This is a genomic window from Thermoactinomyces vulgaris, assembly GCF_005886755.1.
GTDB classification, from domain to species: domain Bacteria; phylum Bacillota; class Bacilli; order Thermoactinomycetales; family Thermoactinomycetaceae; genus Thermoactinomyces; species Thermoactinomyces vulgaris.
Map to the genome: position 1 here is coordinate 2131899 of NZ_CP039710.1, position 11531 is coordinate 2143429.

At 47.3% G+C, this 11531-nt stretch carries 13 protein-coding genes; 3 read left to right on the forward strand and 10 right to left on the reverse strand.

Going from position 1 to position 11531, the window contains the following annotated elements:
- Positions 1–5: 5 nt before the first annotated feature.
- The 7 genes from FA954_RS10870 to FA954_RS10895 all read right to left on the reverse strand — a co-directional run bounded on the left by FA954_RS10870 (position 6) and on the right by FA954_RS10895 (position 7361).
- Entirely contained in the window at positions 6–728 is a 723-nt protein-coding gene (locus FA954_RS10870; protein ID WP_052186870.1) for a FadR/GntR family transcriptional regulator, read from the reverse strand.
- A gap of 28 nt (positions 729–756) precedes the next feature.
- Positions 757–1995, reverse strand: coding sequence for an NADP-dependent malic enzyme (gene ystJ / locus FA954_RS10875; protein ID WP_280524659.1), 1239 nt, complete (start codon positions 1993–1995; stop codon positions 757–759).
- Positions 1996–2199: 204 nt separating this feature from the next.
- Positions 2200–2589 carry a hypothetical protein gene (locus FA954_RS10880; protein WP_037997629.1) on the reverse strand — a complete coding sequence of 130 codons (390 nt, stop codon included), beginning with the start codon at positions 2587–2589 and terminating at the stop codon, positions 2200–2202.
- A gap of 159 nt (positions 2590–2748) precedes the next feature.
- Positions 2749–3207 carry a hypothetical protein gene (locus FA954_RS10885; protein ID WP_037997631.1) on the reverse strand — a complete coding sequence of 153 codons (459 nt, stop codon included), beginning with the start codon at positions 3205–3207 and terminating at the stop codon, positions 2749–2751.
- 181 nt (positions 3208–3388) lie between these two features.
- Positions 3389–3883: a phosphatidylglycerophosphatase A family protein gene (locus FA954_RS10890; protein ID WP_037997633.1), complete on the reverse strand. Its 495-nt coding sequence runs from the start codon at positions 3881–3883 to the stop codon at positions 3389–3391.
- A 4-nt stretch (positions 3884–3887) separates the two neighbouring features.
- The gene (locus FA954_RS13885; protein ID WP_244932704.1) at positions 3888–4403 is read right to left on the reverse strand and encodes an OB-fold nucleic acid binding domain-containing protein; all 516 of its coding nucleotides are present in this window, start codon (positions 4401–4403) and stop codon (positions 3888–3890) included.
- A gap of 51 nt (positions 4404–4454) precedes the next feature.
- Complete coding sequence (locus FA954_RS10895) at positions 4455–7361, reverse strand: DNA polymerase III subunit alpha (RefSeq protein WP_244932705.1); 2907 nt, start codon at positions 7359–7361, stop codon at positions 4455–4457.
- Positions 7362–7465: 104 nt separating this feature from the next.
- On the opposite strand from FA954_RS10895, the gene FA954_RS10900 reads away from it, so the two are divergent.
- The 3 genes from FA954_RS10900 (at position 7466) to FA954_RS10910 (ending at position 8773) form a co-directional block, all read left to right on the forward strand.
- Positions 7466–7795, forward strand: coding sequence for a YtrH family sporulation protein (locus FA954_RS10900; RefSeq protein ID WP_037997636.1), 330 nt, complete (start codon positions 7466–7468; stop codon positions 7793–7795).
- A gap of 3 nt (positions 7796–7798) precedes the next feature.
- On the forward strand, positions 7799–8335 hold the full coding sequence (locus FA954_RS10905) for a sporulation membrane protein YtrI (RefSeq protein WP_037997638.1): 537 nt from the start codon (positions 7799–7801) through the stop codon (positions 8333–8335).
- A gap of 123 nt (positions 8336–8458) precedes the next feature.
- A complete protein-coding gene (locus tag FA954_RS10910; RefSeq protein ID WP_037997641.1) occupies positions 8459–8773 on the forward strand; it encodes a YtpI family protein in 315 nt (104 codons plus the stop codon).
- A 74-nt stretch (positions 8774–8847) separates the two neighbouring features.
- On the opposite strand, the gene FA954_RS10915 is transcribed toward FA954_RS10910, so the two are convergent.
- The 3 genes from FA954_RS10915 to FA954_RS10925 form a co-directional block, all read right to left on the reverse strand.
- Positions 8848–10158, reverse strand: coding sequence for a DRTGG domain-containing protein (locus FA954_RS10915; protein ID WP_037997643.1), 1311 nt, complete (start codon positions 10156–10158; stop codon positions 8848–8850).
- 139 nt (positions 10159–10297) lie between these two features.
- Complete coding sequence (locus FA954_RS10920) at positions 10298–10564, reverse strand: hypothetical protein (RefSeq protein ID WP_062842867.1); 267 nt, start codon at positions 10562–10564, stop codon at positions 10298–10300.
- A gap of 192 nt (positions 10565–10756) precedes the next feature.
- Entirely contained in the window at positions 10757–11446 is a 690-nt protein-coding gene (locus tag FA954_RS10925; protein ID WP_037998109.1) for a metal-dependent hydrolase, read from the reverse strand.
- Positions 11447–11531 lie beyond the last annotated feature (85 nt).

The following is an 11531-nucleotide window of genomic DNA, read 5'->3' on the forward strand; positions in this document are numbered from 1 at the left end:
TCTTTTCAATCTGTCAAGTCCAATTCCATTCCACTTGTCGATTCATGATGACTGATTCCGGTCCGAATCGATCGCCAGGCGGCAAAGAGCCGTTCCAAGCAAGAGATGGCGGACCACTCCCGTTTCTCCTTGATTGCATCCACAATTTCCTCGTAGCACGCGATCATCTTCCGGTAAATCTTCTCCTCATCGTCCTTCTCTTTGCTGATCGCCTTTTCAAAACAAACAACGGGATGCCAAACACGGGTTAACAGATAGTTGTCTGTTAACTTGATCAAATAAGCATGAAAATCCATCATCACTTTTTTTGGATTTTGATGATCATAAACCAGCCTTTTCATTTTCTCCACCAGATACTCCAAATGAGCCGTCTGCTCTTTTGTCACCGGGTGTTTTTGAATGAGACGAACCGCTCCGATCTCCAGGATCATCCGCATTTCCATGACGTCTTTCTTGGCATTTTCGTTTTTTAAAATGAATCCTGCCAACAGATCGACAAATTGATGGGCATAGACAGGCTCCAGGAAAGTTCCTTCCCCTCTCCGGGTACTGATCAATCCCAACAGTTCGAGTGAGCGCAAAACCTCCCGAACCGACGATCGTCCGGCATTTAACCGCTCGGACAATTCTCTCTCGGAAGGGAGGCGGTCACCCGGCCTGAGCCCGTCTTCTTCTATCAGTTTGTGTATTCCTTTAAAAATTGCTTCAAATTTACTGGATCCACTCATCGTTTTCATCCATCACGCCTTATTTCTGTCATGGTACATATACTTTGGTCCATTGGATTGTTTTTTGGCGAATTTCCTCCGGATCGACTTGAATTCGCGCCTCACCGGTTTCCATCGCCGCTTTGGCAACTTCCATGGCCACTTTCGGGGCCACCCGCGGATCAAAAGGAGCGGGAATCACATAATCCGGATTCAACTCATGTTCCTCAATCAGACTTGCGATGCCATGCGCAGCGGCAATCTTCATTTCCTCGTTGATCGCTTTGGCCCTCACATCCAAGGCTCCCCGGAAAATCCCCGGAAAGGCCAAAACATTGTTCACCTGATTGGGGAAATCGGACCGTCCCGTTCCCACCACTTTCGCCCCGGCTTGTTTCGCTTCTTCCGGCATGATTTCCGGAACGGGATTGGCCATGGCAAAAATAATCGGGTCTTTGTTCATGGATCGAACCATTTCCGGCGTCACCGCACCGGCTACCGAAACACCGATAAACACATCGGCGCCTTTCATCACATCGGCCAATTCCCCGCGCAGCATCCGGTGGTTGGTCATTTCAGCCACTTTTTCCTTCACGGGATTCATCCCGTAGGGACGCCCTTTGTAAATGGCACCTTTGCTGTCACACATCACCACATCGCGGACGCCCATATTGAGTAACATTTGAATAATGGCAATACCCGCGGCTCCGGCACCATTGGCGACAACCCGGATTTCTTCCATCTTTTTGCCAACCACTTTCAAAGCGTTGATCAACCCGGCCAAAGTGACAATGGCGGTGCCGTGCTGATCATCGTGAAAGACCGGGATGTCCAGTTCTTTTTTCAACCGCTCTTCAATGATGAAACAATTGGGAGCGGCGATATCCTCCAGGTTGACCCCGCCAAATGTGGGGGACATAAATTTGACCGTCTCTACAATTTTATCGATTTCCGTCGTATCAAGGCAAATCGGAATTGCATCGACACCTGCAAACGATTTGAACAGGACCGCTTTTCCTTCCATCACCGGCAGGGCAGCTCCCGGACCAATATTCCCCAATCCCAACACGGCGGTGCCGTCAGTAACGACAGCAACCAGATTTCCTTTCATCGTATAATCATAAATGACGCCCGGATCCTTGTGAATTTCCCGGCAAGGTTCGGCAACACCCGGTGAGTAAGCCAAACTGAGATCATACGCCGACTCGACAGGAACCTTTGATTGCATCGTGAGCTTTCCGCGCTTTTCCCGATGCAACCGCAATGCTTCTTCGCGCAAATTAGCCAATACCGATTCGCTCCTTTTCTCCGAATAAGTGGTCTGACCACTAATAAGTCACATTATACCAGAACAGCCGGGGAAGTGAAAATGGCTGTTGTTACTTTGTATAACCCCTCACAAAGCCTGTGCTTGTCTCATCGGATGCGCACGGTTATTTTTCTTTATTTTCAGACTTTTATCCATCGTTCCGGATGCTTCCCCCGAAAACCATTATTTTGTCAACAAAACCTCCTCCTTTTGTTGATCCCACCGGATTTCCAGCGTCAACCGATCCGTCTCCTCCACCGGGGAAATGTCTTTCAAAACCGAATTCATGACCGCCTGGCCATTGCCATCCAAAAACGTTTTCTCCTCGCTTAAAACCTTTTGCCCGGATTTCAACTGATAGTGAACCGGCCCCACAAAAGCCGCTTCTCCGCCGATATACCGGATCATCAGTTTTTCTTCGCTGGTGTTTTCGCTTTGATGGTATTCCACCGCCGCTTCCCAGTGTTTCGTTTTTCCGGATAAACGGTCTGTCGCTTCCGGATGGGCACAAGCCGACATCAAAATCAAACCGGCCAAAAGAGAAAGAATGACCGGAAACCGGATGTTTTTCATCTGCACTCCACCTTTCTGAACCATCTTTTCCTATGTATCCAATCAGCTTTTCATCCCGCTGATCATTTTTTATATTTATGTTTTTATACATTTATATAAACAAAATCTATGATCTTCCGCAGGAGAAAAGCCCGCATCCGAGCTTTTCCGGACTTCCTGTCACAACACCAAACCCATTTCTTTTTTGGCTTCTCTATGAAACCAACATTCTCCCTTGGTGATCAATCCCAAAACATATTCCCTCACTTCCCGACGCTGCAAAGTCAAAAAACTCAAATCTTCGCCCATCCACACTTCCCATCCGGGTTCTTCCGCCTGACGGTTCACCCTGATATCCAACCCGTAATTCACATCAAAAAAACGCCAAACTTTTTTTGATGCAAACACACTTTCCAAATAATCATCTATCCCGGATTCAAACCGTTCGTACACAGGCTCCAGTTTTTGCGCAACCAATTTTCCACTCGTGAAAACTTCTTCTTTTTTTATTTCATTTATAAGTGAAACGAAAAAAATCTTTTCTTTTTCGAAATGGATACAGTATCGCTCATGATACACAGGATCCATCAGTTCACGGGTCTCTTGCTGTTTCCACAACCTGCGAATGGCCTTTTTCATCCCCATCCTCCTTGTCAAATATAAAAAAATATTCTAAAAACAATTTGTGAATGATTTCGTCTACTTTTATTATAAACAATCAGGGGAATTTTTCATTAAAGAAAGTAAATAAAAAGAAAAACTTGTGAACAAACATGCAAAAAGAAGTGTCCGCCTCCCGGCAAACACTTCTTTAAAAAGATCAAGGTTGATTTTTCATATATGGATTTGTATCGGGATGTTGATGAGCAATCCGCGCGGATGCCGCCGCCGCCACGCCGGCGACAATATCATCCAAAAACACATGAATCTGTTTCCCGTGGTTATTTAATTTCTCCATGATCCCGACTTTGTTTTTATCCAAATAACCAAAACTGGTCAGACCGATGGTTCCATAGACATTCGTAATACTGAGTGCCAGAATTTCATCAATTCCGTACAGCGGTTCATCCACTTCCATGATGGTTTGAAAAGGCTCGGGCAACTTCTTTTGTTCTGCGAGCATATCCAAGGACACACCCGTGATAATGGCATGTTGCACTTCCCTTTTTTTCAATACGGCTTTCACATTTTCAACGCAGGTTTGAAGTGACAAATCCTTGTTGTACGGTGATTGCAACTGATAAACGATCTCTGCGATTCCTTCGACGGTAACCCCGCGCTTTTTCAGCAACTTCAAGGAATGTTCATAAAACAAAATCTCACCTTCTCTTAGCGGCTTGCCGCCTGTTTGTGCCTTCCGTCTCTCTTTTGACCCGCAGCCCTTCTTCTCCGACAATTTGTTTCAGTTGGTTGACACATGCCTCCGTCAATGCGATCCCGTATTGTTCAACCGGCAACGCACGCACTTTTTTCAACCGCTCATAATAAAGATAAACGGGAATCCGCCCCCGGTTTTGAAGAATGACTGCTTTTAACCGGTTTAATCTTTCCGCTTGTTCCAACTCCGGAGTGATGCGCAGATACAACCCCTGCGGAGTGTCCGATCGGCGTGCTTTCACCGCTTTCAAATCCATCAATGCATCCACAACCACTTGAACCCGGTCATCCGGGTCGGTTTGGACACTTCCTTTGACCAGAACCATCGCTCCGTCTTGCACATCATCCCGGTATCGGGAGAAAGCTTTGGGAAACAAGATCGTTTCCACTTCGCCGTGCCGGTCGGCAAGCGTCATAAAGCCCATGGGTTCCCCTCTTTTGGTTTGAATAACTTTCAATCTGGTGACTTGTCCGGCAATCCAAACCCGGCTTTTGTTCGGCAGGCCCCTTTATTCCTGAATCGTATGGGTGGTGGTTTTTCGGATCTCTTCTTGATAAACGTCCAACGGGTGGCCCGACAAATACAATCCCAAAAGCTCTTTTTCCTTTTCCAATTTTTCTTCCCGTGAGTAAGGGGTCACCCGGCTTTGGGACAGGTGAAATTGAATGTCCTCCCCGTTTGAACCGGAAAAAGCAAAGCTTAACTGGTCTTTGTCGGCCAGTTGTTTTTCCAACAACGCCTGTTCCATGACATCGTCGAGAACGGATAAATTTTGCGCCCGATGCCCCGGAAACGAATCCATCGCCCCGCATTCGATCAACGATTCCAAGACGCGCCGGTTGCAGATTCGCAAGTCCACACGCCGGCAAAAATCCAACAGATCCTTAAACGGACCATCTTCCCGGGCTTCAATGATATTGCGGATGGCTGCAGTGCCGACATTTTTGACGGCCAACAGCCCGAACCGGATCGCCCGGCCTTCCATCGTAAACGTCAGTTGGCTCTTTTGAATGTCCGGAGGCAGAACCGGCAAATTCATCCTTTTCGCTTCCTCAATATATTCGGCCATTTTGTCATGATTTTCCATCACGGTGGCCAAAAGCGCCGTCATGAATTCAAGCGGATAATTGGCTTTCAAATAAGCCGTTTGATAAGCCAGCACGCCATAGGCCGCCGAATGGCTCCGGTTAAACCCGTAATCGGCAAACCGGACAATCAAATCATAGATTTGTTCTGCTGTCGATTTATCATAGCCTTGTCCGATGCAACCTTTGACAAACGCCTGCCGCTGTTCCAGCAACAAGCTTTTTTCCTTTTTGCTGACCGCCCGGCGCAAGATATCGGCCTGCCCCAGCGAAAAGCCGGCCATTTTGGCGGCGATTTTCATGATTTGCTCCTGATAGACAATAATCCCGTACGTGCTTTCCAGGATCTCTTCAAGATCCGGATGCAGATAATCCACCTTTTCCAACCCGTGTTTGGCGCGGATAAACCGCGGAATCTGTTCCATGGGACCCGGACGGTATAAGGCGAGCACCGCGATCAGGTCCTCAAAATGGGTCGGCTTTAATTCTTTGAGTACTTGCCGCATCCCGAAAGACTCCAACTGGAAAACACCGACGGTCTCACCCCGGGACAACATCCGGTAGGTGGCCGGATCGTCATATTCCATTTGCGAAAAATCCGGTGTCTGTCCGTGGGTTTCTTTGATGAGACGAAGCGCATTTTCAATAATGGTCAAATTGCGAAGCCCCAAAAAATCCACTTTGAGAAGGCCGATCTTCTCCAAGACTTCCATCGGATATTGCGTCAGCGGAATCCCTTCACTTCCTTCCTGTAACGGAACGAAGCGGGTCAGGGGTTCGCTGGAGATGACCACTCCGGCGGCATGAGTGGATACATGCCGCGGCATCCCCTCCACTTTTTCCGCCGCTTTCAACAATTTGCCCATCGCCGGATCCAAGGTTTGCTGTTTTAACCGTGGTTCGGATTGATAGGCCTTCTGCATGGTCATCCCGGGGCTTGCCGGAATCATTTTTGCCAGCCGGTCCACCGACGGATAAGGATAATCCATCACACGCCCCAGATCCCGGACCGCCGCCCTGGGGGCCATGGTTCCGAAGGTGATGATGTGCGCAACGTGATCCTCGCCATATTTTTTGACAACATAACGAATCACTTCATCCCGCCGCTCATAGTTAAAGTCAATATCGATGTCCGGCATGCTGATCCTTTCCGGATTTAAAAACCGTTCAAACAACAGTCCGTACCGGATAGGATCGATCTGGGTGATGTTCAGCAGATAGGCCACAAGGCTTCCGGCAGCCGAACCGCGTCCGGGACCGACAGCAATCCCGTTTTCATGCGCAAAACGGACAAAATCCCAAACCACCAGAAAATAATCGTTCAAATCCATTTGATCAATGGTTTCCAATTCATAGTGAAGTCGGTTGAAAATTTCGTCGGTGATTTTTTCATACCTTTCCTCCGCTCCCTTTAAACATAGTTTTTTCAAGAAATCTTTCGCGCTCATCCCGTCCGGGACAGGGAAGCGGGGGAACCATTTTTGCCCGAGCGGAATCGTCACATGACAACGCTCGGCAATTTCGGCTGTATTCCGGATGGCTTCCGGCACATGCCGAAAGCGCTCCTTCATCTCATCTTTCGACTTTAAATAAAATTGATCCGAACCGAAACGAAACCGATTCTCATCATCCAATTTACTGCCTGTTCCTATACATAATAAACAATCATGAATTTCATGATCATTTTTTTCCACGTAATGGACATCGTTGGTGGCAATGAGTGGAATCTTGAATTCTTCCGCCCACTTGATCAGCACCCGGTTCACCTGCTGTTGTTCCGGCAATGCATGATCCTGCAGTTCCAGATAAAAACAATTTCTCCCAAAAATATCCAAATATTCCCGGATCAAACGCCGGGCTTTTTCATATTGGCCGTTTAAAATCGCCTGCGGAATCTCCCCCTTCAGACAAGAACTGGTTGCGATCAAACCGGCCGCGTGTTTTCGAAGCAAATTCCGGTCGATTCGCGGTTTATGGTGAAATCCCCGCAGATGGGCTTCGGTACATAAGCGGATCAAATTTTGGTATCCTTCATTGGACTCGGCAAGGAGCAGCAAATGGTATGTTTTTTGCTCCTTGAGGGGCGGTTTTTTCGTGTAATCGTCCGTCAAGTACATTTCACAACCAATGATGGGTTTGATTCCTTCTTCCAGACAGGCCCGGTAAAAAGGGATCACACCGTACATCACACCGTGATCACTGATGGCCAATGCCTTCATCCCCAGTTGTTTTGCTTTGGCAACCACCTCTTTGATCCGGACCGCCCCGTCCAACAAACTGTATTCCGTGTGAAGATGCAAGTGGACAAAATCATCCGGTTCCACAGCCATCACCTCCCATCTTTCTCCCATTATATCAAAGAAGGTCGTCCTCATATTTTACAAGAAGCGCTCATAGGGTGAATAGAAGAAACCGAATGGAGGACGGTTAAGCGATGGAACAGGAATTTTGGACCACAGCCATTTTGGATTTTCTGATTGCATTGGGCGTTGTGTTGGGCGGAGTCATGTTGGGAGGACTGGGTGCTTTTGTGGCGGATGATTACCCGATGTACAAAATGTTGCGGTTGTCCGAACAGCTGAAAATCTGGGCCATGGTTGCCGCCATCGGGGGAACGTTTGACACCATCAAAAATTTTGAAATCACCATTTTGGGAGGACAATTGAATTTAGCATTCCAACAATTGATTTTTATCGTCAGTGCTTTTTTGGGCGCCCACACAGGAACCATCCTGGTTCGTTGGTTGATCCAAGGGGAATTTTAAAAAATGTCCAATGGCGTTTGGCAAATGCTGAAAAAAAACCGCCGTTCTTTTGTAATGTTCCTGTTGGGCGTTGTCACGGGCAGCAGTATTTTTCTGATTGTCTACGGACAAAAACTGGACGGTTTGCTTTCCGAGAGAAACACCATCTATTATGCAAACAACCAAAAATACAAAGAAATCCTGAAATTGGAGAAAGAAATTGAGCAACTGACCAAAAAAGGAAACCGGCGGCAAGACGAGGAAGAACGAATCAAAAAAATCGTTGTGGAGGTGGATGCCGAACAGCCTTTTATCTCGGACGCCGTCAAAACGCGGATCGAGAAAAAATTATCCCCCTTTCTGGACAAATCCATGCAATGGATCAGCAACAATCCGGATATCATTGAACTGATCCTCGAAAAAGAACAAGTCACCATTGATGACACCCAACGCACCAAAGTGGAAGTTCACTTAAAATATGTCTCGTTGTACAATGAAACGCTGAAAATCTGGCTGGAAGCCAAAAGCCTCAACAATGACGTGGCAAACACGAACGGTTGATGCAATGCTTTAAGATATACGATATGATGTAAAGGAAACCGGCATTTTAGCCGTAAAGGCAAAACGCCTTGTTCCATCTTGGACATGACCAAACGCCGCATGCGGTTTCAGGAGGTATTATCAGTGGAAGCCCTTGTCATCCTGTTGATTTCATTGATATGCATCAGCATTTTCGGAACTTTTTTCAACAGCATTTTATCGCGTCGCCAACAAGGAATATCCAAACATCTTCACCGGGCCCGGATGAATATCCATATGGGGGTCATGTTTGTCTCCATCGCCCTGTTGCAATTTGTCACTATCCAAACGACAACGATACAGGGAGTGTTCATCGCCATCATTTTTGTGCTGGGCCTGATCAACGGATATTACGGAATCAAAAACCATCACTATTTCAAACAACTGAGACAAGAAAAACAAGAAGCCTCACAGTCCTGAAAAAACAAAAAGGCTCAAACCTGAAGAGATTTGAGCTTACCATGACGGCATGGGCAATGAAGTCCATGCTTTTTTTAACGGTCGATGGCGTGCGCTGTGATGAGCGCTTTGGCCACAACTTGTTGATCCAATATCATTTCCACATCCATTTTCGCCTGTTTCCGCCCCAGATCCAAAATTTTGGGTTGGATTTTTACGTTGCTTTCGATTTGAACCGGTTTTAAAAAATAAAGCGTCACATTTTGGATGGTGAGATCCCCGCGCCGTTTCCGGCGAAGGGCACGAATGGCGGCCTCCGTCATCAACGTGGTGCACACCCCCGTGCTTAACATCCCCAAAGAATCCGTCATTTGCGGGGTGATTTGACCGCTGAATACGGTTTCTCCATTGGTTCCCTCTTCCGAGAACCCGCGAAAACTCAATTCCTGGATCGTTTCGCCGACTTGCGGCTGTTTTTGCATATAGTGCAACGATTTGATCACATCTTCGCGGCTGATCACCCCGATGATTTTCCGGTAATCATCCACGACCGGCAACAATTCAATGCCTTCCCACACCATTTCATGGGCGGCGGAAGCGAGGGATGTCTTTAAATTCACCGTGATCGGATTTTTGGTCATCACTTTTTCAATTTTCTCATCCGGGGGAAATCCCATCACGTCTTTCGCTGTCACCATCCCGACCACGCGGTCTTTGTCATCGGTGACCGGATACCGGCTGTGCGAGGTTTCCCGCAACAACTCGTGAAAACGGGAAATGGTGTCATCCGCCCGCAGATAAACGGGACGATTGGATGTTTTGATCACATCTTCCACCATCAAGATCTCTTTTTTGATCAGCCGGTCATAAATCGCCCGGTTGATCATCGTCGCCACCGTAAAGGTATCATAACTGCTGGAGATCACCGGCAACTCCAGCTTGTCCGCCAGCTGCTTCACTTCATCGGTTGCATCAAACCCGCCTGTAATCAGCACGGCGGATCCTCTTTCCAGCGAAACCCTGTGCACATTATCCCGATTTCCGACGATGAGAAGGTTCCCCGGTTCCACGTAACGCATCATGGCTTCCAATTTCATGGCTCCGATCACCATGCGGTTCAACGTCTTGTGCAAACCGGCCCGGCCGCCAAGAACACTTCCGTCCACAATGTTGACCACTTCGGCATATGTCAATTTTTCAATATCGGAACGTTGCTTTTTCTCAATACGCACCGTTCCCACCCGTTCAATGGCATGGACAAGCCCCTTGAGCTCTGCGTCTTTAATCGCTCTGTAAGCGGTTCCATCGCTCACGTTCAATTCTTTGGCAATTTGCCGTACAGATATTTTATGTCCCACTTCCAAGCTCTCAATGTATTTGAGAATTTGCTCATGCTTTGTCGCCAATTGCCTTCCCTTCCTTCGCCGTTACTGTTACACCTATTATATTACAAAACGGGAGACAGAAAAAATAAAAAGGAGCTTTCCAAGAAAACTCCTTCCTGTTTGCAATAGAAACAGTCTTGCCAAATAGAAAGAAACAGATTCAATACCCGGTGATCTGACGGTGTTTTAGGGTTTTCTTCAGTTCCAACATTCTGAAATATTGCCGGATCATTTTTTCTTTGCGTTCTTTTTTCAACAACCGTTTCATCTCCAAAATATTGGCCGCGATATTCAGGGATAACCCCGTCAACCACATCAGGGAAAAAAACGTTCCTCCCCCTCCATGGAGATCAAAGGGAAGCTTGGGGACGGCAATGATCAAAAGGGCCACACTGATTCCAAGTTCAATCATCCGTTTACCTTTCAATTCCCTTCCCCCCTCACCATTTACCAACAATATATTCTTTTGTCTTTTTATATAGCACCGGCTTATCAGCCTTATGAGCAAACAAAAAAGAGACGGCTTTAAAACCGTCTCTACCAAAGGGGGTTTTCATCTTCGTCTATTGTAGTGGAAAAAGATTACGAGTCAATTACAGTAAATTTACAAATCGTTATCTTAGAGGGTGAATGTTTCGCCGACGCCAAGCACACTGCCGCTCATACCTTTGGCATTCAGTTTCTCCACAAAAGCGCCGGCATCTTGCCGGATCGGCGGGAACGTGTTGTAATGCATCGGAATCACATGCTTGGCCCCGATCCATTCCGCAGCCGTCAGCGCATCTTCCGGCCCCATGGTGAAATTGTCCCCGATGGGGAGAAGGGCCAAATCGATTTCTTTTCCTCTTCCAATCAGTTTCATATCAGAGTAAAGCGCAGTGTCCCCTGCATGGTAAATGGTTTTACCTTCCAAGGTCAGCACAAAACCGGATGGTGGTCCCAAATAAATGATTTGTTGTTCTTCATTTTTGACAAATCCGGAACCATGCAGCGCATTCACCATTTTGACATGGCCAAAATCAAACGAATAGCCTCCGCCAATGGACATGCCATGGGCATTCACCCCTTGGAAACCGAGCCAGACGGCCAATTCATGGGGGGCGATCACGGTCGCTTGATTCCGCTTGGCAATGTCCACCGTATCCCCGACGTGGTCGTCATGACCGTGCGTCAATAAAATCCAATCTGCCTTGATCTCTTCCGGTTTCGCTTTCGCCAGCGGATTGCCGCTTAAAAACGGGTCAATGACAATGCGGTGTTTCGGGGTTTCAATTTCAAAACAAGAATGTCCGTGATATGTAATGTTCATCCGTCATCCTCCTTCTTTGCAATCCTTTCAACCTGTCTGACCATCCCGGGAAACCGTGACCGTGGACAAGGTCATCCTTCCACCC